We start from the raw sequence: 26,147 nt of genomic DNA on the forward strand, positions 1-26,147 counted from the left end.
TGAATTTAAATTAAACCAAAAATTATTGAAATTTTACTGTAGTTTTATTAGTTAACGATGGAATTAATCGATTTTTAGCTTTCTCATAATTAGTTTCAATATTCAGTTTAAAAAAGTAAATTTGCCTTTTCAACAACAACACAAAACTTTCTTTAGGATGATCCTATTCTTCGGAACCCAAACCAATAAGGTTTATTCAGTGCAAACGCACTCACAGCTAACAGCTGAAAATATTTCAAAATTAAACTGGCTTTTCGGAGGTGCGCAAAAATATAATGAATCTGCTTTAGCAGATTTTTTTGTTGGTCCGCGTGCTGCCATGATTACTCCTTGGAGTACCAATGCTGTGGAAATTACACAGAATATGGGAATCGAAGGAATTATTAGAATTGAAGAATTCTATAAAGTAGATGAAAAGTTTACCGATTTTGACCCAATGCTCTCTCAAAAATATTCAGAGTTAAATCAAAATATTTTTACAATTGATATTGAGCCAGAAGCGATTAAAGAAATCGAAGATATTGAAGCTTATAATCAACAGGAAGGTTTGGCTTTAAATGCTGAAGAAGTTATCTATTTACAAGGATTAGCTCAAAAATTAGGTCGAAAATTAACCGATTCTGAAGTTTTTGGATTCTCTCAAGTAAATTCTGAACATTGTCGGCATAAAATTTTCAACGGAACTTTCGTAATTGATGGGGAAGAAAAACCTTCATCACTTTTTAAACTGATTCGAAAAACTTCCGAAGAAAATCCAAATGATATTGTTTCAGCTTATAAAGATAATGTAGCCTTTTTAAAAGGACCTAATGTTGAACAATTTGCTCCGAAATCTGCCGATAAACCAGATTTCTATCAAAACACAGTTTACGATTCTGTAATCTCATTAAAAGCGGAAACCCATAACTTCCCAACTACTGTGGAGCCTTTTAATGGTGCTGCAACCGGTAGTGGTGGTGAAATTCGCGATCGTCTTGCCGGTGGTAAAGGCTCACTTCCTTTGGCTGGAACTTCCGTTTATATGACATCGTATTCCCGATTAGAAGAAAACAGACCTTGGGAAAAAGCCATGGAAGAGCGTAAATGGTTATACCAAACTCCTATGGATATCTTAATCAAGGCCTCTAACGGAGCTTCTGATTTTGGTAATAAATTTGGACAACCATTAATCGTTGGTTCTGTTTTAACTTTTGAACATGAAGAACACGGCCGAAAATTAGGTTATGATAAAGTAATTATGCAAGCTGGCGGTGTGGGTTATGGTAAAGCAAATCAAGCTAAAAAAGATATTCCTCAAAAAGGTGATAAAATTGTAATTCTTGGTGGTGAAAATTATAGAATTGGAATGGGTGGAGCTGCAGTGTCTTCTGCAGATACCGGAGAATTTAGTAGCGGAATTGAATTAAATGCAATTCAGCGTTCTAACCCAGAGATGCAAAAACGTGCTGCCAATGCAGTACGTGGTATGGTAGAAGCGGAAGAAAATCCGATTGTTTCTATTCACGATCATGGTGCTGGTGGTCACTTAAACTGTTTAAGTGAATTAGTTGAAGACACCGGCGGAGATATCGATTTGGATAAACTTCCGGTGGGAGACCCTACGCTTTCCGCAAAAGAAATTATTGGTAACGAATCTCAAGAACGTATGGGATTGGTGATCGGAGAAAAAAATATTGAAGCTCTAAAACGCGTTGCCGATAGAGAACGCTCTCCCATGTACAATGTTGGTGATGTAACCGGTTCACACCGCTTCACGTTTGAAGGCAAGCAAAGTGGTAATAAACCAATGGATTTGGATCTTTCAGATATGTTTGGAAGTTCGCCAAAAACCATAATGACTGATAAAACGGTTTCCAGACAATATGAGAAACTAGTGTATTCCGCCGATAATATTCAGGAGTATTTAAAACAAGTATTACAATTAGAAGCAGTAGCCAGCAAAGATTGGTTAACCAATAAAGTTGACCGTTGCGTATCTGGACGTGTAGCAAAGCAGCAAACCGCAGGACCATTACAGTTACCACTTAATAATGTTGGAGTAATGGCTTTAGATTATAAAGGGAAAGATGGTGTGGCAACTTCTATTGGGCACTCTCCTATCTCGGCTTTAGTAGATCCTGCTGCAGGTTCTAAAAATTCTATTGCTGAAGCTTTAACAAACATTGTTTGGGCTCCTCTAGAAAAAGGCTTAAAATCGGTTTCGCTTTCTGCAAACTGGATGTGGCCTTGTAATAATGAAGGTGAGGATGCTCGTTTGTATGAGGCAGTACAAGGAGTTTCTGATTTTGCTATCAGTCTGGGAATTAACATTCCTACAGGAAAAGATTCGCTTTCGATGAAACAAAAATATAAAGATGGCGATGTACTTTCTCCGGGAACAGTAATTATTTCTGCAGCGGGACACTGTGACGATCTTACCAAAATTGTAGAACCCGTCTTCCAGAAAAATGCTGGATCTATTTATTATATCAACTTATCTCAAGATTCATTAAAATTAGGAGGCTCTTCTTTCGCTCAGATTCTCAATAAAATTGGTAATGAAGTGCCAACCATTCAAGACGATAAAAAATTTGCAGACACTTTTTATAGTCTTCAAGGATTAATCAAAAACGATATGATTGCTGCCGGACACGATGTGGCTTCTGGTGGATTAATCACTACACTTTTAGAAATGTGTTTTGCTGACAAAGACCTTGGTGCAAATATTGATCTTTCAGCACTTGGTGAAAAAGATGTAGTGAAACTATTATTTAACGAAAACAGCTCGGTTGTTTTCCAAGCAATAGATGATACTGCTGAAAAAGTATTAACCGATAATGGTATTGAATGCTTTAAAATTGGTGAAGTTTCAGAAAATAGTACACTAACTATTAAAAATGGTGGTGAAACGCTTAATTTTGATATTACTGAATTACGAGATGTTTGGTTTAAAACTTCATATTTATTAGATCAAAAACAAAGCGGAAAAGAAAAAGCTACAGAACGATTTGAAAATTATAAAAATCAAGCACTTTCTTATAAATTCCCTACAAATTTTACGGGAAAACTTCCTGAAATTGATGCTACTCAGCCTAAAATAAAAGCGGCTATAATTCGTGAAAAAGGATCGAATTCGGAACGAGAAATGGCTCGTGCGATGCATTTAGCTGGTTTCGATGTAAAAGATGTGCATATGACCGATTTAATTAGCGGTCGGGAAACTTTAGAAGACATTCAGTTTATTGCTGCAGTAGGTGGATTCTCTAATTCTGATGTATTAGGAAGTGCAAAAGGTTGGGCTGGTGCTTTTTTATATAACGAAAAGGCTAAAACTGCTTTAGACAACTTCTTCAAAAGAAACGATACCTTATCACTTGGTGTTTGTAATGGTTGCCAGTTATTTATTGAGTTAGGCTTAATAAATCCTGATCACGAAGAGAAGCCCAAAATGCTACATAACGATTCGCATAAATTCGAATGTAATTTTACTTCTGTAGAAATCGCTGAAAATAATTCGGTGATGCTTGGTAATCTTGCCGGTAGCAAATTAGGAATCTGGGCAGCTCATGGTGAAGGTAAATTCAGTTTTCCATATGCTGAAGACAAATATAATATTGTTGGAAAGTATGGATTTGAAGGCTACCCTGCCAATCCAAATGGATCAGACTTTAATACGGCGATGTTAACTGACGATTCAGGCAGACATTTAGTAATGATGCCACACTTAGAAAGATCTACTTTCTCCTGGAATTGGGCATATTATCCAAAAGATCGCAAAAATGATCAAGTAACACCATGGCTTAGCGCATTTGAAAACGCTAAAAAATGGTTAGAAAATAAATAATCTTAGAATTATTGCTAAATAAAAAAGGAGCTGAAAAAATCAGCTCCTTTTTTATTCATTCTTAATATATGTTATTCTACTTCTTTTAGGAATAAGAAAAATTTGCTAAAATTTTATTCACTATTTCTTGTTGAACTTTTAGATTGGTTTCATTTACTAAACTTTGAGGTGTCATTCTTTTTCAAATTGTTTTTCGATAAACTAAATCAAAAATTCCTTCTTAATAGAAATATACCAATAATTATATCTGTTCGAACTAACTTGTCTATTCAGAATTAACCATTTTTTATACGGCTACCACAACTCAATAGAACTAGCATAAGGTTTACAAATAGACTTCTTTTTTCATCATTCTTCTTTTTAATATATTTTTTTAAAATGATAAAGAAAAATAATTATTATTTTAATTCAATTTTAACTAGAATGAGTTTATATTACCACGATACTTGATATAAAAACAATAAAACCCTTAAAAAATGATAATATTTTAAAAAATCATTTATTTTTTATTTATTTTTTAGTATTTTGATTTGAAATAAACCTCTATTTTGCTACTTTGCGAGGTATTTTTAAGAAATTAAACTTCATGAACGAGATAAAACGCCTTTTTGATTTTCCATATTTTCAACTAGAAAATAATCCCTTAAAAACGGCATTCGCAACTAAATATAACGGAGAATGGGAGCATATTTCGACTACCGAATATATAGAACAAGCCAATAAAATAAGCCGTGGATTATTGCGTTTGGGAGTTCAGCCTAATGATAAGATTGCTATAATTTCTTCCAATAATAGGAATGAATGGCATATTTTAGACATTGGCATATTACAAACAGGTGCTCAAAATGTGCCAATTTATCCCACTATTTCTGAAGAAGAATATGAGTATGTTTTAAACCATAGTGAAGCAACCTATTGTTTTGTTTCTGATAAAGAAGTATTACAGAAATTAAATTCGGTAAAAGCCAATACTAAGATAAAAGAAGTTTACAGTTTTAATGACATCGAAAATTGTAAAAATTGGAAAGAAATTTTAGAACTAGGAGAAGATACTGAAAATCAGCCAGAGCTTCAAAAACGAATGGATGCCGTAAAAACAACTGATTTGGCAACATTAATTTACACCTCCGGAACCACAGGCAAACCAAAAGGTGTTATGCTTTCCCATCAAAACATTGTAACTAATGTACTAGGAAGTTCTCACCGAGTTCCCTTTGAAATTGGAACCTTTAAGGCATTAAGCTTTTTACCGATATGCCATGTTTTTGAGAGAATGGTGGTCTATATTTATCAATATTATGCTGTTTCTGTTTATTTTGCTGAATCAATAGATGCATTAAGCGAGAATCTACAAGAAGTAAGACCCAATGTAATTACAGCTGTACCTAGATTACTTGAAAAAGTATATGATAAAATTGTTGCTAAAGGAACTTCTTTAGGCGGAGTAAAAACACTTTTGTTTAAGTGGGCATTAGGATTAGGACATAAATATCAACCTTATGGTGCTAATGGCTGGTGGTATGAGTTTCAGTTAAAAATTGCTCGAAAATTGATATTTTCGAAATGGAAAGAAGGTTTAGGCGGAAATATAGAACTTATTGTTTCCGGTAGTGCTGCTCTACAAGATCGACTAGTTAAAGTTTTTGGTGCTGCAGGTATTCCTGTAATGGAAGGCTATGGACTTACAGAGACTTCACCAGTAATTGCAGTTAACGATCAACGAAATCATAACTTTAAAGTTGGTACAGTAGGTAAACCTCTAGATAATTGTGAGGTAAAAATAGCTGAAGATGGTGAAATTTTAACTAAAGGTCCAAGTGTAATGCTTGGTTACTATAAAGATGAAGAAAAAACCCGCCAAGCCTTAACTGAAGATCATTATTTTCATACCGGAGATATTGGTGAAATTGATAAAGAAGGTTTCCTTAAAATCACAGACCGTAAAAAAGAGATGTTTAAAACTTCGGGAGGTAAATATGTAGCACCTCAAATCTTAGAAAACACCATGAAACAATCTCAATTTATCGAGCAAATTATGGTTATTGGTGAAGGTGAAAAAATGCCTGCTGCTTTTATACAACCTAACTTTGATTTTATAAAAGAATGGGCTAAACGTAAGAATATCGATTTAAATAATGCAACCTATGGCGATATTATAAATAACGATATGGTTGTACAAAGAATTCAACAAGAAATAGATTTTTATAATACTAATTTCGGAAAGTGGGAACAAATTAAGATATTCAAATTAACACCAGATGTTTGGAGTGTCGAAGAAGGACATTTAACGCCAACAATGAAACTAAAAAGACGAAATATAATAAAACAATACCAACATCTTTATAATATAATTTACGGATATTAAATAATCAATTAAAAGTTGATTATATTAAAAAAAAGCACTCGTTTAAACGAGTGCTTTTTTATTTTTATCATGTTTCACCTTAAAATAATAAATATTAATTAAATTTTACAATAATTTATTATGCACGCATAACGTAAATTATTATATTTGAAATAGACGAGTCAAATAAAATGAAAACAAAAACAATAGATCATGTTTTAAGAGCCACTTGGATGGCTGTATCTAAAATGTATAACGAAGAAGCAGGTAAAGCCGGGAGTACTATGGCTACCGGTTTTGCTTTGCTAAGTATCGATCCTGAAAAAGGAACACCATCTACCGCATTAGGCCCCAAAATGGGAATGGAAGCGACTAGTTTAAGCCGTATTTTAAAAAATATGGAAACGAAAGGATTAATAATTAGGAAACGAAATCCAAAAGACGGTAGAAGTGTATTAGTACATCTCACAAAATTTGGGTTAGAAATGCGCAAATTTTCTAAAGATGTAGTGTTACGATTCGATGAAGCTGTAAAAGACAATGTAAGCGAAGAAGATTTAGCCACGTTTATAGAAGTTGCCAATACAATTATGGAATTAGTTAACAATAAAAAAATTTATAAACCTGAAACCTCTGTAAAATAATTATGAAGCGAACAATCAATAAAGTTGCTGTCATTGGATCAGGAATTATGGGTAGCGGTATCGCCTGCCACTTCGCCAATATTGGCGTAGAGGTATTACTGCTCGACATCGTTCCGCGAGAACTCAATGAAAAAGAGCAAAAAAAAGGACTTACCTTAGAAGATAAAGAAGTGCGTAATCGTATCGTCAACGATTCCCTTCAAAATTCTTTAAAATCCAAGCCCTCTCCTATTTACCATAAAGATTTTGCCAATCGCATAACCACTGGAAATTTAGAAGATGATATCGCTAAAGTTTCTGAAGCCGACTGGATTATCGAAGTGGTAGTAGAACGATTAGACATTAAAAAACAGGTTTTTGAAAAACTTGAAAAACATAGAAAACCGGGAACTTTAATCACTTCCAATACTTCCGGGATTCCCATTAAATTTATGAACGAAGGAAGAAGTGAAGATTTCCAGAAACATTTCTGCGGAACACACTTTTTCAATCCGCCACGATACTTACGCTTATTCGAAATTATTCCGGGACCCAATACTTCAGAAGAGGTATTGAATTTCCTCAATGACTATGGAAAAAAATTCCTTGGAAAAAAATCGGTGGTCGCCAAAGACACACCGGCCTTTATCGGAAACCGCGTTGGTATTTTCAGCATTATGAGTTTGTTCCATATGGTAAAAGATATGGATATGACCATTGAAGAGGTCGACAAGTTAACCGGACCGGTAATTGGCCGTCAAAAATCGGCTACCTTCCGTACTGTAGATGTTGTTGGTTTAGATACTTTGGTGCACGTTGCTAATGGTTTGTACGAAAACGTTCCCGAGGATGAAGCCCACGATCTTTTTGCACTACCAGACTTCATCCAAACAATGATGGATAACAAATGGTTGGGAAGCAAAACCGGACAAGGTTTTTATAAAAAAGAAAAGAAAGAAGATGGTTCCAGTGAAATCAAATCGCTTGATCTTGATAAAATGGAATTCCGTGATCGAAAAAGCGCGAAATTTAGTGTATTAGAGCAAACCAAAACCATCGATAAACTTAGTGATCGCTATAAAGTTTTAATTAAAGATGAAGGAAAAGCAGGGAAGTTTTACCGCAAAAACTTTTCGGCATTATTTGCTTACGCTTCCAACAGAATTCCAGAAATTACTGATGAACTCTACAAAATTGATGATGCGATGCAGGCCGGTTTTGGATGGGAACACGGCCCATTTCAGGTTTGGGATGCTCTTGGTGTAGAAAAAGGAATTGAAATGATGAAAGCTGAAGGCTACGAGCCGGCAGCTTGGGTTTCAGAAATGGTGGATACCGGCATTACTTCCTTCTATTCCGTAAAAGAAGGAAACACCTATTATTATGAAATTCCGAAAAAGGAACACGTAAAAGTTCCGGGACAAGATTCCTATATCATCTTAGATAATATTCGCGAATCTAAAGCCGTATTCCAAAATAGCGGCGTTGTCGTTGAAGATTTAGGTGACGGTATTCTGAATTTAGAATTCCGCAGTAAAATGAATTCCATTGGCGGTGATGTACTTGATGGAATCAACAAAGCAATCGATCTGGCTGAAAAAGAATACCGTGGACTGGTAGTCTCTAACGACGGAAAAAACTTCTCGGTAGGTGCTAATATCGGTATGATCTTTATGATGGCAGTAGAGCAGGAATATGATGAGCTGAATATGGCCATTAAATACTTCCAAGATACGATGATGCGTATGCGCTACTCCTCTATCCCAACCGTATCTGCTCCGCATAATATGGCACTGGGTGGCGGTTGCGAACTTTCGTTACACGCCGATAAAGTGGTGGCTCATGCCGAAACTTATATTGGTTTAGTTGAATTTGGTGTTGGGGTAATTCCCGGCGGTGGCGGTTCTAAAGAAATGACCTTAAGAGCTTCTGACACCTACCAAAAAGATGATGTAGAGTTGAACCGATTACGCGAAAATTTCCTCACTATCGGAATGGCAAAAGTATCCACTTCAGCTTACGAAGCTTATGATACCAATATTCTGCAAAAAGGAAAAGATATTGTGGTGGTGAACCGTGACAACCAATTAACCATCGCGAAAAAACACGCGCTATTAATGGCAGAGAATGGCTACACCAAACCAATTATGCGCAAAGACATTAAAGTTTTAGGAAAACAAGCTTTAGGAGCTTTTTATGTAGGAACCGATCAGATGAACGCCGGAAAATACATTAGCGACCACGATAAGAAAATCGCTAACAAACTGGCTTATGTAATGGCTGGTGGAGACCTATCGGAAGCTTCTTACGTAAGCGAACAATATTTATTAGACCTAGAACGTGAAGCTTTCTTAAGTCTTTGCGGAGAACGAAAAACTTTAGAACGCCTTCAGCATATGTTACAGAAGGGAAAACCGTTGAGAAACTAATATCCCCACCTAACCTCCCCAGAGGGGAGGGATTTAGATGAATATTGTTTAACTAAAAAAATACCTTTTGTTCTCCCCCTTTGGGGGAGCTAGAGGGGGAAAATATATGAAAACAGCATACATAGTAAAAGCATACAGAACCGCAGTGGGAAAAGCACCCCGAGGCGTGTTCAGATTTAAAAGACCAGATGAACTGGCAGCGGAAACCATCGAATATATGATGGATAAACTTCCGGAATTTGACAAAAATCGTATCGACGATGTAATCGTAGGAAATGCAATGCCCGAAGCGGAGCAAGGCTTAAACGTAGGTCGGTTAATCTCTTTAATGGGATTAAAAACCGAAGACGTAGCCGGAATGACGGTAAACCGCTATTGCGCTTCAGGCTTGGAAACCATCGCTATTGCTTCCGCTAAAATTCAAAGTGGAATGGCCGATTGTATTATCGCCGGTGGTGCCGAGAGTATGAGCTACATCCCAATGGGAGGTTACAAACCAGTTCCCGATTATAAACTGGCAAAAGAAGGTCATGAAGATTATTACTGGGGAATGGGATTAACTGCAGAAGCGGTAGCCAATCAATACAAAGTTTCTCGGGAAGATCAGGATGAGTTTGCCTACAATTCTCACCAAAAAGCCATAAAAGCACAGGCAGAAGATCGTTTTCAAGATCAAATTGTTCCGATTACCATAGATCAGACTTATGTAGATGGCGACGGAAAAAAGAAAACCAAAAGCTATACCGTAACTAAAGATGAAGGACCTCGTAAAGATACTTCTGAAGCAGTATTGAATAAACTTCGTCCTGTATTTGCAGAAGGCGGAAGTGTAACTGCCGGAAACTCTTCACAAATGAGTGATGGCGCTGCTTTTGTAATGGTGATGAGCGAAGAAATGGTAAAAGAACTCAATCTTGAACCCATTGCCCGAATGGTGAGTTATACCGCGGTTGGTGTAGAACCAAGAATTATGGGAGTTGGACCGGTTAAAGCAATTCCGAAAGCCATCAAACAAGCTGGGTTAAAACAAGATGATATTTCATTAATCGAATTGAACGAAGCCTTTGCTTCTCAGTCGCTAGCGGTCATCCGTGAATTAGGATTAAACAAAGATATCGTGAATGTAAACGGTGGTGCGATTTCTATGGGTCATCCACTGGGTTGTACCGGAGCTAAACTATCTGTTCAGATTTTTGACGAAATGCGTAAACGCAAGCTTAATAACAAATACGCCATGGTCACGATGTGCGTAGGAACCGGACAAGGTGCCGCGGGAGTTTATGAATTCCTAAACTAGAAATTAGACTAGAGAGAGAGAAGCTAATAGCGAAAAGACATAATTTTAAAAAGTTTAAAATTTAGGAAGAAGTTTCAATCACAGAATTTACTTATAAACCAATTGAAAACTTCCCAAGTATTGAGAAATTCAGCAATTATAACGAATGATTTCAAAATTTATAGATAAACTAAAATAATCCTGACTCTCGAGTCTTGGATCTTGATTCTAAACTCTGAGTCTTTACAAAAACAATAATAAAATGAGTGATACAACTGAACAAAAAGATATATTACGCGGTGGTCAATTCTTAGTAAAAGAAACCAGCTGCGACGATGTTTTTACTCCTGAAGATTTTAACGAGGAGCAAAAGATGATGCGTGATTCTGTAAAAGAATTTGTAGATCGTGAGATCGTTCCACATAAGGAAAGATTCGAGAAAAAAGATTACGCACTTACGGAAGAAATTATGCAAAAAGCCGGAGAACTTGGTTTTCTTGGTGTTGCTGTACCCGAAGAATATGATGGATTAGGTATGGGGTTTGTTTCTACAATGCTGGTTTGCGATTATATCTCGGGAGCTACCGGATCGATTGCTACCGCTTTTGGAGCACATACCGGGATTGGTACAATGCCGATTACATTGTATGGTACCGAAGAGCAAAAGAAAAAATATGTTCCAAAATTAGCCACCGGAGAATGGTTTGGTGCATATTGTTTAACTGAACCGGGCGCAGGTAGTGATGCCAATTCAGGGAAAACAAAAGCCGTGCTTTCTGATGATGAAAAGTATTACAGCATCAGCGGACAAAAAATGTGGATTTCTAACGCTGGTTTTGCGAATGTGTTCATCGTTTTTGCACGTATTGAAGATGATAAAAACATCACCGGATTTATCGTAGAAAACGATAAAGAAAACGGAATCTCCTTTGGGGAAGAAGAAAAGAAATTAGGGATTCACTCCTCCTCTACCCGTCAGGTATTCTTTAATGAAACCAAAGTTCCGGTAGAAAATATGTTAGCGGGTCGCGGTGAAGGTTTTAAAATCGCGATGAATGCCTTAAACGTAGGTAGAATTAAACTGGCAGCGGCTTGTTTAGATGCACAACGTCGGGTGACCGAAAATGCCGTCAAGTATGCTAATGAAAGAGTTCAGTTTAAAACACCCATTGCACAATTTGGAGCGATTAAACAAAAACTAGCCGAAATGGCAACTTCTGCTTATGTAGGTGAATCAGCTTCCTACAGAGCGGCTAAAAATATAGAAGACCGAATTCACCTTCGTATGGAAAGTGGAAATTCTCATTCTGAAGCCGAATTAAAAGGAGTAGAAGAATATGCAATTGAATGTTCTATTTTAAAAGTAGCCTGTTCTGAAGATATTCAGCATTGCTCCGATGAAGGAATTCAGATTTTTGGTGGAATGGGATTCTCTGCCGATACCCCTATGGAAGCGGCTTGGAGAGATGCTCGTATTTCTAGAATCTATGAAGGTACCAACGAAATTAACCGAATGCTTTCGGTAGGAATGCTCGTGAAAAAAGCGATGAAAGGTCACGTAGATCTTTTAGGTCCTGCACAAGCGGTAGGAGAAGAATTAATGGGAATTCCGTCTTTCGATAAACCTGATTATTCTGAATTATTTGCGGAAGAAAAAGAAATGATCAAAAAGCTGAAAAAAGTATTCTTAATGGTTGCCGGTAGTGCTGTGCAGAAATTTGGACCACAGTTAGAAGAACATCAGCAATTATTATTGGCTGCTTCCGATATTCTAATTGAAGTATATATGGCAGAATCGGCTATTTTAAGAACCGAAAAGAACGCGAAACGTTTTGGGGAAGATACCCAAAAAGAACAAATAGCAATGTCTCAGCTTTACCTTTATAATGCCGTTGAAAAAATCAACGCCAAAGCCAAAGAAGGAATTATTTCTTTCGCTGAAGGGGACGAATTACGAATGATGTTAATGGGATTAAAGCGTTTTACGAAATACGATAATTTCCCGAACGTCGTCAAATTAAGAACTGAAATTGCTGATAAATTAATCGCAGAAAATAAGTATTGTTTTTAAATTGAGGTTTAGTTAAGTTTGATTTTTAAATTGAAAAAGAGCTGCCAATTGGCAGCTCTTTTTATTTAATATTAATGATTCCATCGAATCCCGTGAGTTTTCATTGGAAGTTTATAAACCGCATCGGAAGCGGTAATAAACAAAATATCTTCATTGGCTCCACCAAAAGTAACATTACCTGTCCAATCTTTATCAATTTGAATATGATCTATTTTATTTCCTTCTTTATCAAAAACAACAACTCCATCGCCGGTAACGTATAGATTTCCTTCATTATCTAAGGTCATTCCATCAGAGCCCATATCAGCAAAAAGCTCTTTATCGGTTAGCGTACCGTTATCCTGTATTTGATACTTATACACTTTTTCTTTTGAAACATCTGAAACATACAAAATCTGATCTTTAGAAGAACCTATAATTCCGTTTGGAAGTACAAAACCTTCTGCCACGGGTGTTACGGTTTTATGATCTGGACTCAGGTAATACACTTTTCTTTTCTCCATCTCAGGAGATTTTCTTTCCCAGTATTCTCTTTGATAGTAAGGATCTGTAAAGTAAAAACCACCCTTTTCATCCATCCATAAATCATTAGGACCATTAAATGCTTTGTTTTCGTGACCGTCTAAAACAACGCTTACTTCTTTATCTGGACTTATCTTCCATAACTGAAAATTTTCATCGGCACAGGTCCATAAATTTTGATCATCGTCAAAATACATTCCGTTAGAACGACCTGCATCTTTCATATAAACTGAAATGGAATTACTTTTTGCGTCCCACTTTAAAATTTGATTATTAGGCTGATCGGTAAAATATACATTTCCCTCTTTATCAGAAGCTGGGCCTTCGGTAAATATAAACTCATCAGAAATAAGTTCCGGTTTTGCTCCATCTTTCACAGGAGATGTATGTTTTTCACAACTCACCGTAAGCAGATGCAGGCTACATACGCTAAGAATTAAAAGGTATTTTTTCATTTTCATTCAATTTTAAAAATTTTAAGCTTCAAATTTACTCATTAAAAAAAGAAAAGCTTTTTATTGAAGCAATAAAATTTGGAAGACTAAAATTCAATACTACCTCTTTCCGTATAAATCAATTCATCCTCCACAATAGAAAGCTCAAATTGTGTAAGGCTTTCGTTTCCAATCACAAATAATTCGTCCCCCCTAATAATAACATCAAAACCTTTCACAGGAATAGACGAAACAAAGCTTGGATATTGAGGTTCAGATACATCTAAGACCCTCACTATATCTAAATCGGTTACCAGTAAGTAATGATTATATAAACCTAAACCTATAGGCTGATTCATTTGTACGGTCGTTAATAATTCAGGATTAAGCGGATTTTCAGTATTATAAATCTCTAACTGGTTGATGTTTCCCTGGCAGGCAGAATTGGTATGCAAGGTTACATAGGTATAATCACCTGAAGAAACTACAGGATCACAGCTTCTAATGTGGCTTACTTCTGCCAATCGCAAAGGATTTTCGGGAGAAGAAATATCATAAATGTACATTCCTAGTCGGCTTCCCACAAAAAGCTTATCGTCCAAACCAAATAAAGTTTCAATATCAAAACCTATATAGGTGTCGCCTTTAAAAACAGGGTTTTGAGTATCTGAAACATCAAACACACTTAAAGATTCTTCCCCCACTGTATATAAATAATCACCGGAAAGAACAAAACGTGCTAAACTCCCCCCTTGACCATCGGTAACATTTCCCGTATCACTACTATCTGAGCTGCAAGCACTCAACACAACCACCAATAAAATAAGTACATTTTTTTTCATCGTTTAATTTTTAGGTTCATAGCCAACAATTATTTTATCCGCAGAAACATCAAAATACGCTGCTTCAAAACCATCTGGTGAATTCAGTTGAGGAAAAACATCTGGAGTTCTAGTCATAGTTAGAATTTCATTCGTGATTAAATTCAATTCTATGGAAAGTAGATCTACATAATGATGAACAAATATAGTATTCCCGCGTATCGCTAAATCTGTCGCTCCGGGAACTTTTAAAAATGAAACCGCTTCTGGATTTTCGGGATCTTGGTTATTGTAAATATGAAAACCTTCTTCCTTTTCATTAATAAATAAAAATTGATCTTTCACATAAATTTTTCCGGCATTACTAACCGGTCTATTTTGTTGTAACTCAATTGTACTTTCAAAAATTTCACGACTCACAGTAATTGGCGTATAACCGCTGCCAACCACAATTTCATCGTCACTTCCCCAGTATATACAGGACTGTAGTGTAATCAAACAAATAAATAGTAGTAAATATTTCATCATGTAGATTAATTCGTTTATTTATAGTTGTTCATCTGCATTAATAGTTGCATTATCATTATTAAAATTTACAATTATTATACATTTAAATTTATATAGCTTTAACAAAACCCTAATATTTCTTTTGCTAAAAACCCTGTAACTTGTAAGGTATGGCAAAAAACTACTCAACTCTAAGCTTTTTAATATTATCCTTCTTTTTAATTTGTAACCTGCTTCAGGCTCAACATTACCAAGATTCTACTTCACAAAAACCTAGTAGAAGTTTACCTAGTAAAGACCCAACGATAAAAAATAAGGGGGACTTTAGAAACAATGCTATTAAAGAATATAATGAAGCCTATTACATATTAAACCGAGTGAATAAAAGTATTGGATTACCTCCTAATCGAATCAATTTTCAGACCCCTCAATCGGTTTTGGAACACTTTATTCTTCAAGCAAGAAATAATAATTATAAAGAAGCGGCTTATGCACTAAATTTCAACTTACTTCCAGATAATATTACGAAAGAAGATGCCGCTAAACTTGCTGAAAAATTATATTTTGTAATTAATCAGCGGGTAAACATCAATTGGGATGAATTGCCTGATCGTCCAGATGGACAAATAGACATTCAAACAACCACAAACCAAGCTGTCGCTGGAAAACCACGAAGAAGTATTGTTTTTGGCGAAATAGAATTAGGAAATAGAGATATAATAATGCGTTTACAACGCGTAAAATATAAAGATTATGGACCATTTTGGTTAATTTCTCAAAATACAGTTGAAAATATCGATCCGCTCTATAAAGAATTTGGTCCTCGAAAATTGGATCGAATAATGCCAGACTGGGCTAGAATTAAATTATGGAATATCCCAATTTGGAAATTTGTAAGTACCTTAATAATAGCATTTATATGTTACCTCCTTGGAAAATTAACAGCTCTAATAATTAGAAAATTACTCTCTAAATCTAAAAAAGTATGGATTCAAGATATTGCTAAAAAACTTTCTGCACCAGCTAGTTTGGCAGTAGGAGTGCTTACTTTCTATTTATTATTAAATCATTTAATTTCATTCGCAGGTACTTTTGCAAGTACAATTTATGCCATTCTGCTAATTATTGTAATTAGCTCCATAACATGGTTTTTTATGCGTATGATTGATTATTTCATGCTAAATGTAGCCGAGAAAAAAATTGGCGATACCAGTTTAGAAGAAAATAGCGATGCAAGGCGAATGTTAACCTATATATCGGTAGCAAGACGTGTAGCTACTTTTATAATTATTGTTATAGGTATGTCTGTGGTATTATCTCAATTTCGATCTTTAGAAAAATTAGGTGTTTCGCTTCTAGCCTCTGCTGGAGTTGCAACTGTAATTTTAGGTATTGCAGCACAAAGTACATTAGGTAATATTATTGCAGGAATTCAAATAGCAATCACAAAGCCTGCTAGAATTGGAGATACTGTAATTATAGAAGATAATTGGGGATATGTAGAAGATATCCGTTTTACCTACATGGTAGTAAGAACCTGGGACTGGAGACGAATAATAGTTCCTTTAAAATATATAATATCAAATACTTTTGAAAATTGGTCGATTACTGCTGCTAATCAAATTCGTCCAATTGTTTTATATGCAGATTATCGAATAGATGTACAAAAAATTAGAACAAAATTTAAAGAGCTATTAGAGGCTTCTGATGCTTGGGATGAAGAAAAACCTCCCGTAGTACAAGTATCTGAAGTAACAGAAAAATCTATAAAAATTAGATGTTTGTGTAGCGCCAAAGATGCATTTACCACATGGGATTTACATTGCAGCCTACGGGAAGATTTAGTTCGGTTTATAGCAGATCTTGAAGATGGAGAACACTTAGCAACCTCAAGAATTAGAATACAAGAAATCCCTAAAAAAACAAAGAAGCTTAAATAAAAAATACCCCATGATAATACCCCTTATTACTGAAAACTCCAATTTTACACGTGAAACATTACGCTATGTTATTTATGGTATTATTGGATTAATAGCTAGTTTTTATATAGCCTTTTATATTATAAAAAAAATAGGCAAAGATCCTCGGAATATTTTACCGGTAAATTTTGCACGTAGAATACGAATACCGTTATTACTATTTTTGGTAGCAATTTTGCTATGGATTGGTAATATATCAAACTTTTCAGATTCAGAAGAATACGAATACATTGCTAGACACATAATTATTGCATTACTCACTATTTCTATAACCTGGTTTTTAATCATATTTCTAAAAGTATTTAAAGAACGTATGCTTCGTAAATACGACGTTTCATCTTCCGATAATTTAAAAGCTAGAAAAGTCTATACCCAATTTACTATACTAGAAAACATTAGCATCTTCATTCTAATAATTCTTTCAATTGGTATTTTTTTAATGAGCTTTGATGGTATACGCTCGGTCGGGGTTAGTTTACTTACCTCTGCCGGAATTGCTGGTATTATTGTAGGTTTAGCAGCTCAAAAAGCTATTGCTACTTTATTAGCAGGGATTCAGATTGCAATAACTCAACCAATAAGACTGCAAGATGCTGTTATTGTAGAAGGTGAATGGGGTTGGATTGAAGAGATTACACTTACTTACGTTGTGGTGAAGGTGTGGGATAAACGAAGGTTAGTTGTACCGTCTACCTATTTTATTGAAAATACTTTTCAAAATTGGACGCGAAAATCTGCTGATTTGATGGGTACGGTTTTCATCTATACCGATTACGATGTTTCTTTTGATGCTATTCGGGAAGAACAAACAAGATTATTAGAAGGAACTGACTTATGGGATAAAAAAGTAAACGTATTACAAGTAACCGATGCTACCGAAAAATCTGTAGAAATACGAATATTAGTAAGTGCAAAAGATTCTCCTACAGCATGGGATTTGCGAGTATACATCCGTGAAAAAATTATCGACTTTATTCGTATAAATTACCCGAATAGTTTACCAAAAACAAGAGTGGTGTTACCTCAGCAAGATCAGAATCCTGCTGAAACAACACCACCTTCAGTATAAATTGTTAAAGTTTAAAAACCGCTAAATGCATTTTCTTCAGAAGCTAAACCTTTACTGAAATTAGCAGCTGTTTCTATAAGTGCCAAATGCGAATAAGCTTGTGGGAAATTACCCAATAAACGTTTAGTCTCAAAATCAATATCTTCACTAAATAATCCTAAATGATTACTATAAGAAAGTAACTGATCGAATAATTTTTTCGATTTTTCCTCTTCTCCAATCTTAAAGAGGCTATTGATTAACCAAAACGTACAAATGGTAAATGATGAAGATGGTAAACCAAAATCATCTTTGTTTTTATAGCGATACATTAAACCATCGTTACACAATTCTTTTTCTGTTGCTTGCACTGTGCTTATAAATCTAGGGTCTTTTGCATCAATAAATCCGTAAGATTCCATAAGTAATGTACTAGCATCTAAGTCTGAAGAACCATAATATTGTGTATACGCTTGTTTTTCTTCATTCCACCCATTGTTATATATGTCGTCATAAATTTCAGCTCTAAGTGCTTTCCAATGCGTATCATTAATCCCCATTCTTAACACTTCGCCTATTTTAATGGCACGATCGATCGCTACCCAACATAGCAATTTAGAAAATACAAAATGTCGATCTTCAGTTCGCAATTCCCAAATTCCTTTATCTGGTTTTTGCCAGTTTTCTTCAACAATCATTACAATACCACGAACAACCGTCCAAAGTTCTTCACTATTTTCAAGTGAAGTTTCAAATTGTAAAAATTGCTGATAGATTACTTCCATCAAAATTCCATAAATATCATTCTGTTTTTGGATATATGCGGCATTTCCTGTTCGTACCGGAGAAGAATCTTTATAACCATCTAAATGATCTAGAATATGTTCGGTAAGCTCCTTTTGGCCATCTATACCATACATTATCTGAATCTTTTCATCTTTATCAGGAATAATATCAATTATAAATTGTAGAAATTCCTTAGCCGATTTTGCATGGCCTAAACCAGCCATCACTTTTATTACCATTGAGGCATCACGAATCCAACAAAAACGATAATCCCAATTTCGTTCCTCGCCTATTGTTTCTGGTAAAGAGGTCGTGGCGGCTGCCAATACTGCCCCAGATTTTTTATAACTTAACAATTTAAGAACAAGTGCACTACGCATAATTTCATTACTGTAGTGAGAATAACGGGTTGTTTTCTCACTCCAATTCATCCAATACGTTTTAGTTCGTTGAAACTTTAAGTATGAACGATCTAATGATTGCGTGATTAACTTTTCGTGATATCCTACTAAACAGTATGAATTTCCTGTAAGCGTTATTTCTCGCTGATTGAGGATATCTTCTAAATCAAAATTAGAATATAAAAATAACGAATCGTACTTTCCTTCTCTGGTAAAACTCTTTATATAATTACCTTTATTCTCATTGTAAGTTTTTTCACGAGCAAAATCTAGTCTCGGATTATACAAAATCTTGAATTTTGGCTTTCCTTTTAATAAACGCAAAAAACGAATAATATCCGGCGGTGCGTAATAACTAGAATCATCTCGAGGATAGCGAGGCATAAAATCTATTAACTGAAATGCATCTTCACCATTATCAAAAACTGTTGAAAGTATATTTGTTTCCCATAAATACTCCTGAGTTATTGTATAATCGCTAGTAACTAAAAACTCAAAACTTCCTCCTTTATTTTCGTCTAAAAGCTTAGCAAATGTAGCAGCTGAATTAAAACTTGGAAGGCAACACCAATCCAAAGATCCTGTCTTTGAAATTAGCGCACAACTTCTACAATTTCCAATTATACCGTAATCTAAATTGTCCATATATCTTAAATTTCTTTTAAAAGAATGGTATTCTCACTTGAATTCCCGAAATTTAGTAAAATTCAAATTTGCGACAACAGCATTAGCATTTAATTATGAGTAAAACTATCATTATTTCTAACCGACTACCCCTTAAAATTTCATTAGAAGAAGAAAAATTAGAAGTTACCCCCAGTGTGGGTGGGCTAGCTACTGGATTAAAATCCTTTCATAAAGATGGAGACAGTATCTGGATTGGATGGAGCGGACTAACAAAAGAAGAGATTCCGGATGAACTTGAAGATCAAGTAAAAGAAGAGGCTTTAAAAGAAGATTGCGTAGCCGTTAACCTTACAGAAGAAGAAGTTAATGGCTTTTATTATGGCTTTAGTAACCGAACTATTTGGCCACTGTTCCACTATTTTATGGAATATACTGAAGCAGAACATGCTTCTTGGGAAATTTATAAACAAGTAAATATAAAATATGCTAAAGAAGTATTAAAATATTATGAGAAAGGAGATCGAGTTTGGGTTCACGATTATCAATTATTATTAGTTCCCCAGTTAATACGAGATGAAGAGCCAGAAGCAATAATTGGATTTTTTAATCATATTCCATTTCCTTCATACGAAGTGTTTAGAACACTACCATGGCGAGAAAGTGTATTGAAAGGGATGTTAGGAGCCGATTTAATTGGTTTTCACACCTACGATTACGAAAGGCACTTTTTAAGTTCTGTTAGCCGTCTTTTAAGGCATAGGGTTACTTTCAATGAAGTTACTTTACCCGAAAGAATTGTGAAAATTGACTCGTTCCCAATGGGAATAGATTACAAAAAATTTGAGCAAGCTGCATTAAATCATTTCAAAACAAATGAAAACGATCAATCTGAATTACAACGCAGACTTGATCTTCATTTAGATGCTACACCAGATGCTAAATTAATTTTAAGTATAGATAGATTAGATTATACAAAAGGTATAGCTAACCGTATTCGTGCTTTTGAATACTTTCTAGAACGCTATCCTGAATTTATTGAAAAAGTACGTTTGGTTATGTTGGCTGTTCCGTCCCGTTCAAATGTACCTCAATACCAACGTTTAAAACGCGAAATCGATGAATTAGTAGGTCGTATTAATGGTAAGTTCTCTACTGTAAGTTGGACACCTATTTGGTATTTCTACCGCTCAATGCCATTTGATAATCTAATCGATTTATACACCTCTTGTGATATTGCATTACTTACTCCTATTCGTGATGGTATGAATTTGGTTGCTAAAGAATATATTGCCACTCGTACCGATCATACAGGCGTTTTAATATTAAGTGAAATGGCTGGTGCAGCTCATGAAATGAATGAAGCACTAATTATTAACCCAAATAATTTTGAACAAATTGCCGGCACACTTAAAAAGGCAATTGAAATGCCTAAAGAAGAACAAATCGAAAGAAATAAAATTCTTCAGAAACGTCTAAAACGATACGATGTAGAAAAATGGGCTAACGATTTTATGAATTCATTAAAAGAAACTGAAAGTAATAGGATGTCTTTCGAATCTATTAGAATAACTCCTCAAGTTTCGAAAAAAATATTAGATAGCTATAAAAGTAGTACGAAACGTGTATTATTTTTAGACTATGATGGTACACTCGTTAATTTTGCTGATAAACCAGAAGATGCAAAACCAGATTCGGAACTAATAGAATTAATCACCAATTTAAATAACCAACACAATACCGATGTAGTATTAATTAGTGGTCGTGATAAAGAAACACTTGGTAACTGGTGGAAAGATTCTTGTATGGAAATTATCGCAGAACACGGAGTTTGGACCCGAAAGAAAAACTGTGAATGGAACATTTCTGAAAATGTAAAAAATGAATGGATGGATGCCGTAAGGCCGGTTATTGAAAGTTTTGTAGACCGAACACCTGGAACATTTTTAGAAGAAAAAAACTATTCACTAGCTTGGCATTTTAGAAAGGCTGATCCTGAATTGGGAGAAATGAGAGCCAACGAATTGTCTAATACACTTAAAGGGCTAGTTTCTAACCGTGGATTAAGTGTACTTGCCGGTAATAAAGTATTAGAAATTAAAAGCAGTGGAGTAAATAAAGGGAAAGCGGCTTCCAAAAAATTAGTTGAAGAAGACTATGACTTTATTTTCGCTGTAGGTGACGATTGGACCGACGAATATATGTTTGAAGAACTTCCTGCTAAATCGTACACTGTAAAAGTTGGTATTAAAAAAACAAGTGCTAACTATTATGTAAACGATACCACTCGAGTTAGAGAACTATTAAAAGCATTTCTAGACTAGACAAATGTTAATTTTATTATTATTTATTTAAAAAGTTTAGGTCAAGATTAACGATCAATTTTGCATTAAAAACCTGTTAATTAATAATTTTACATAACTATTAATTACGAAAAAATAAAATTATGAAATCTAAAAGAACAATATTAGCAGGATTTTTATCAGGTGCAGCAGCAGGATTAGCAGCAGGTATTTTATTTGCTCCTAAAAAAGGAGAAGATACTAGAAAGGCCATAGCAAAATCTGGAGATGATTGTTATAGTGATGCTAAAAATCGTGTTAATGATTTCACAGATTCTGTAAATCATAAAATAGATGCTTTAAAAGCGAAAACAAAAGCAAACCTAACAAAGTCTAAAGCTGAAGAAAAAATAAATCAAGCTAAAGCTGAAATTCACGAAATGAAAGCTAGCTAAATAATAGTCATAGAAACTAAAAAAAGGTTCCATTTAAAAATGGAACCTTTTTTTTATATTTTTTTCAAATTGAATTAAAATTCATCGAATTCTATTAGATTTTTTCTTCTTTTTACCATAATTTTTATTGTACCATATAAAAAAACCCGTAATAAAAAGACTGGCAACAACCAAACTAGTAATACAAATCAAAATTCGACTAGGCCAGCCAAATATAGTCCCGGTATGGATGGGGTATATCATTCTTCTTACCTTCTGCCCTGTTGTTGAACTTCTATAAGGCAAAATCTTTAAAATTTCACCAGTTTTTGCTGAAATATATAATTGACTTCGTTTATTTGGAATTAAAGTCCCAGTTTGTTCTTTAATTACTCTAATTTTTTCAGCTTTTGAGGAATTTTCAAAAATAAACCGAAGATTCCCTTCAAAATTAAAAATACTATCCGTTTTGCTTTTAATATTGTCTAAAGAAAGTGGTTGCTGAGCGACTTTTTCGAATGCTATATGTTTTTTCTCAAAATTTATCGTTTGTTTTGGTTTGCCATCAAAAATAAAATACAAACTATTTTCTACCCAATCGAAAGACCAAACTAAACCGGTAATACCAATTATAAAAGCAAATGGAATTACATAAAAACCAAGTGCATTGTGCAAATCCCAATTTACACGTTTTGTAGAGGCATTCCATTTAACTAATAATCGTTGTTTTAGATATTTTGTTTTTTTAGGAAGCCAAATTATAAACCCGCTAACCAGTAAAATAATAAAACAAAGTGTTGAAATACCGTTAATAATTTGCCCAACCCCATCAACTAAAAGGTAGCGATGTAAATGCAGTACTTTTATAAAAAATCGATTATTAAAATTTACGTTTTTTTGAATAGCTCCCGTATAAGGGTTTACCGATAATAGTCGTTCCTCTTTGGTTTTACTAAAAGCCCTTACTAAATACGTTTTATGAGGATCTGAAAATAAAAATAATTGCTTAATACTATAATTTGGATATGCTGTATGTATAGTTTCAGCAATACTATCTAAACCAACTTTAGCATCGGTATATTGATTAGGAATATGAATTTCAGGCGAAAAAAAAGAATCAAGCTCATCCTCAAAAGAAAGTAAGCAACCGGAAAGGGCTGTTATAAAAACAACAAGGCCGGAGCTAAGCCCCAGCCATAAATGAATTTTACGTACTATTTTCTTAAAATTGTTTTTAGCCACTAAAAGTCATATTTTAAGGTAAGTAGCCAATTTCTAGGTTCTCCCGGAAATAAACGAGTGTAACTATAACCACCTACCCAATAATCTTTATCCGCAATATTTTTCATATTTAATTGGAGCGTAAATTTATCAATTTTATAATACAATGCAGCATCCACACGAGTATACCCCGGAATGGTTTGTTCGGAATTTGATTGTAAAATTCGTGTGGTCATATAATTTGCTCCGGCTCCAACACCTAGACCTTTAAAAACACCATTTTGTAACGTATAACGTGTCCAAATATTTCCTTGGTGATGTGGCGTATTTGGCTTTTGCAAGTCGGATTCCATTCCATTAGCATCTTTTGTAATATTCGATTCGTTATAGGCATAAGAAGCACTCACACTCCAAAAATGAGATAGCTTACCATTAATATCGAACTCAATTCCTTTTGAGACTTCTTCTCCTATTTGTTGTAAAACATCAGTATTGGATTGATTGTATAAAGTATTTTTTTGTTTTATTTTGTATACTGCTACAGTGGTCGATAATTTATCGTTAAACCAAGTACTTTTAGATCCAAATTCAACCATATTGCTTTTTAGAGGATCGAATGGTCCACCTAAATTAGGATCCATGTTAGCTGCTGTTTGTGGTTGATAGCCTTCTACATACGTTCCGTACACATTAATATTATTATTTACTGTATAGGTTAATCCTACACGAGGTATCCAAGCTTCTTGATTTACGTTCTCTTCATTAAGCAATTCGTAATTTTCTACATTGGTAAAACGCTCGTACCGTAAGCCTAGTAATAATTTGAAACGATTGTAAGTAATTAAATCTTGTATATAACCAGCATGAGAATAATATAAACTTGGCCCATATTGGCGAGCAGGTTGATATAGATAATTATTTACATTTTTTAATTGCTGAGAAGCTACCGGATTACTTAAATCGAAATGAGCCACATTAGGAACGGGTGCTCCATTTTCATCTAATAAAAACTGATCTTTATTATTCAAAAAATCTTCTGCCTTTCTAATTTGTAAAATGCTACTTCTGTCAGCAGAAAGATAACCATTTGCCTGCAACTGAGAACCTCCGGCTGGCATCATCTCTTGTGCATAATCGTAACCCAATGTAAAATTTTGTTGAAAATTAGCTGTAGATTCTAATTTATAATTGAAAAAAGCAGACAAGTTATCGATATAGCGTTTTCGCTTTCTATCTAATACCTGCATGGCAACCTGATCTTCCATCTCTTCTCCGTTAGCATCTCGACCATAACCATTAGCTGTTCTATGCTCTAATAAATCTTCATTATAGCCTGTTCTCATAAATCTTCCTGAAAACGATAAATTTTCAGTAAACTGATGGTTTAATGAAGTGGTGATAATATAAGTTTCTTCATCTAAATAATCGTTAGAAGAGCTTAATGCCAAAGTGGTTGGAGACGAATAAAGGTCGCCTTTAAAAACAGCTTGTCCTCTATCTAGACGACTTTTAGAACTGTTATAAATTAAATCTAAATTAATTTGTGTTTTATCGGATGGTATAAATGAAAAAGATGGAGCTAATACTACATTTTTATTGAATTGTAAATCTCTAAAGCTTCCAGCATCTTCATAACCAATATTTAAGCGATATAATAATTTCCCATCTTTTGTAAGCGGTCCGGTAAAATCTCCTAAAGCACGAAGAGTATTGAAGCTTCCGGTAGAAAAGCTAATCGAATTTCGTTTTTCTCGTAAGGGTTTTTTGGTAACTCTGTTTATTACACCACCCGGAGAAGCATTACCTGAAATAGCAGAAGCAGGTCCTTTTAATACTTCAACACGTTCTAAATAATTCACTAAAGATTGTTTCCAAAATCCGGTTGAAGTGCGCATACCGTTAACCAATTGCGTGTTTTGGCTTCCATTAATTCGGAAACCCCGAATAACTACATCATCATAAAATGAATTTTGGTTTACACCACTAAAATTTTTGAGTACATCATTTAACCGTATTCCAGCCTGATCTGAAATTAATTCTTTAGTAGCATAGGAAACAGACTGTGGTAAATCCTTTATAGCAATTTCTGTTTTTGAACCAACAAACGTATTTGTATTTTTATAAGAACGCTCTTTTCTTCCGGTAATTTCAACATTCTGTAATTGTGTAATTCCATCTTCAAGGGTTATCACCAAAGTTTTATTACCTGATAATTTTATTTGCTGTTTCAAAGTTTGAAAACCAATGGCAGAAACTACTAAAGTATATGTATCGTTCGATAGGGATTTGAATTCAAAAGTTCCAGCAGCATCCGTAAAGGTTCCTTTATTTAATTCTTGTATATAAATATTTACTTCAGATAAGGGTTCCGAAAATTCATTAACCACTTCTCCAGACAGAATCGATTGCCCCTTCATGGTAAGCGAACTAATTAAAAAAAAGCAAAAGAGAACGTAAATTTTTTTCATAATTATATTTTTAGTGACACCGTAAAATTAGAGTTTTATTTAGACTAATTACAA

The 26,147-nt window shown here is 34.6% G+C and carries 16 protein-coding genes; 10 read left to right on the top strand and 6 right to left on the bottom strand.

Annotated features, from left to right (window positions below; all coding sequences use genetic code 11):
• Positions 1-157 precede the first annotated feature (157 nt).
• The 6 genes from purL to ACN0WI_RS10810 all read left to right on the top strand — a co-directional run bounded on the left by purL (position 158) and on the right by ACN0WI_RS10810 (position 12,566).
• A complete protein-coding gene (gene purL / locus ACN0WI_RS10785; protein WP_417886816.1) occupies positions 158-3,823 on the top strand; it encodes a phosphoribosylformylglycinamidine synthase in 3,666 nt (1,221 codons plus the stop codon).
• Positions 3,824-4,409: 586 nt separating this feature from the next.
• A complete protein-coding gene (locus ACN0WI_RS10790) occupies positions 4,410-6,188 on the top strand; it encodes an AMP-dependent synthetase/ligase (RefSeq protein ID WP_417886817.1) in 1,779 nt (592 codons plus the stop codon).
• A 170-nt stretch (positions 6,189-6,358) separates the two neighbouring features.
• Positions 6,359-6,811, top strand: coding sequence for a MarR family winged helix-turn-helix transcriptional regulator (locus ACN0WI_RS10795; protein WP_417886818.1), 453 nt, complete (start codon positions 6,359-6,361; stop codon positions 6,809-6,811).
• 2 nt (positions 6,812-6,813) lie between these two features.
• On the top strand, positions 6,814-9,219 hold the full coding sequence (locus ACN0WI_RS10800; protein WP_417886820.1) for a 3-hydroxyacyl-CoA dehydrogenase NAD-binding domain-containing protein: 2,406 nt from the start codon (positions 6,814-6,816) through the stop codon (positions 9,217-9,219).
• A 106-nt stretch (positions 9,220-9,325) separates the two neighbouring features.
• Positions 9,326-10,516, top strand: coding sequence for an acetyl-CoA C-acyltransferase (locus ACN0WI_RS10805; RefSeq protein ID WP_417886821.1), 1,191 nt, complete (start codon positions 9,326-9,328; stop codon positions 10,514-10,516).
• A 241-nt stretch (positions 10,517-10,757) separates the two neighbouring features.
• Positions 10,758-12,566, top strand: a complete 1,809-nt coding sequence (locus ACN0WI_RS10810) for an acyl-CoA dehydrogenase family protein (protein WP_273301116.1) — start codon at positions 10,758-10,760, stop codon at positions 12,564-12,566.
• Positions 12,567-12,637: 71 nt separating this feature from the next.
• Here ACN0WI_RS10810 and ACN0WI_RS10815 read toward each other — a convergent pair whose 3' ends face one another.
• The 3 genes from ACN0WI_RS10815 to ACN0WI_RS10825 all read right to left on the bottom strand — a co-directional run bounded on the left by ACN0WI_RS10815 (position 12,638) and on the right by ACN0WI_RS10825 (position 14,871).
• Positions 12,638-13,543 carry an SMP-30/gluconolactonase/LRE family protein gene (locus ACN0WI_RS10815; protein WP_417886822.1) on the bottom strand — a complete coding sequence of 302 codons (906 nt, stop codon included), beginning with the start codon at positions 13,541-13,543 and terminating at the stop codon, positions 12,638-12,640.
• Positions 13,544-13,629: 86 nt separating this feature from the next.
• On the bottom strand, positions 13,630-14,364 hold the full coding sequence (locus ACN0WI_RS10820) for a hypothetical protein (protein WP_417886823.1): 735 nt from the start codon (positions 14,362-14,364) through the stop codon (positions 13,630-13,632).
• 3 nt (positions 14,365-14,367) lie between these two features.
• A complete protein-coding gene (locus ACN0WI_RS10825; RefSeq protein WP_417886824.1) occupies positions 14,368-14,871 on the bottom strand; it encodes a hypothetical protein in 504 nt (167 codons plus the stop codon).
• Positions 14,872-15,020: 149 nt separating this feature from the next.
• Here ACN0WI_RS10825 and ACN0WI_RS10830 point away from each other — a divergent pair, with 149 nt between their 5' ends.
• Both ACN0WI_RS10830 and ACN0WI_RS10835 read left to right on the top strand, forming a co-directional pair.
• Entirely contained in the window at positions 15,021-16,790 is a 1,770-nt protein-coding gene (locus ACN0WI_RS10830; RefSeq protein ID WP_417886826.1) for a mechanosensitive ion channel family protein, read from the top strand.
• A gap of 10 nt (positions 16,791-16,800) precedes the next feature.
• Positions 16,801-17,898, top strand: a complete 1,098-nt coding sequence (locus ACN0WI_RS10835) for a mechanosensitive ion channel family protein (protein WP_417886827.1) — start codon at positions 16,801-16,803, stop codon at positions 17,896-17,898.
• Between the two features lie 11 nt (positions 17,899-17,909).
• Here the strand turns inward: ACN0WI_RS10835 and ACN0WI_RS10840 are convergent, their stop codons facing one another.
• Entirely contained in the window at positions 17,910-19,709 is a 1,800-nt protein-coding gene (locus ACN0WI_RS10840) for a glycoside hydrolase family 15 protein (protein WP_417886828.1), read from the bottom strand.
• Positions 19,710-19,804: 95 nt separating this feature from the next.
• On the opposite strand from ACN0WI_RS10840, the gene ACN0WI_RS10845 reads away from it, so the two are divergent.
• Together ACN0WI_RS10845 and ACN0WI_RS10850 are read left to right on the top strand one after the other, a co-directional pair.
• Entirely contained in the window at positions 19,805-22,012 is a 2,208-nt protein-coding gene (locus tag ACN0WI_RS10845; protein WP_417886829.1) for a bifunctional alpha,alpha-trehalose-phosphate synthase (UDP-forming)/trehalose-phosphatase, read from the top strand.
• Between the two features lie 122 nt (positions 22,013-22,134).
• Complete coding sequence (locus tag ACN0WI_RS10850) at positions 22,135-22,425, top strand: YtxH domain-containing protein (protein ID WP_417886830.1); 291 nt, start codon at positions 22,135-22,137, stop codon at positions 22,423-22,425.
• Positions 22,426-22,506: 81 nt separating this feature from the next.
• Here ACN0WI_RS10850 and ACN0WI_RS10855 read toward each other — a convergent pair whose 3' ends face one another.
• Both ACN0WI_RS10855 and ACN0WI_RS10860 read right to left on the bottom strand, forming a co-directional pair.
• Positions 22,507-23,646, bottom strand: coding sequence for a PepSY-associated TM helix domain-containing protein (locus tag ACN0WI_RS10855; protein WP_417886831.1), 1,140 nt, complete (start codon positions 23,644-23,646; stop codon positions 22,507-22,509).
• Positions 23,646-26,093, bottom strand: a complete 2,448-nt coding sequence (locus ACN0WI_RS10860) for a TonB-dependent siderophore receptor (RefSeq protein ID WP_417886832.1) — start codon at positions 26,091-26,093, stop codon at positions 23,646-23,648. The genes ACN0WI_RS10855 and ACN0WI_RS10860 overlap by 1 nt, the downstream gene beginning before the upstream one ends.
• Positions 26,094-26,147 lie beyond the last annotated feature (54 nt).

This window comes from Zunongwangia sp. (assembly GCF_048269745.1).
Lineage (GTDB): Bacteria > Bacteroidota > Bacteroidia > Flavobacteriales > Flavobacteriaceae > Zunongwangia.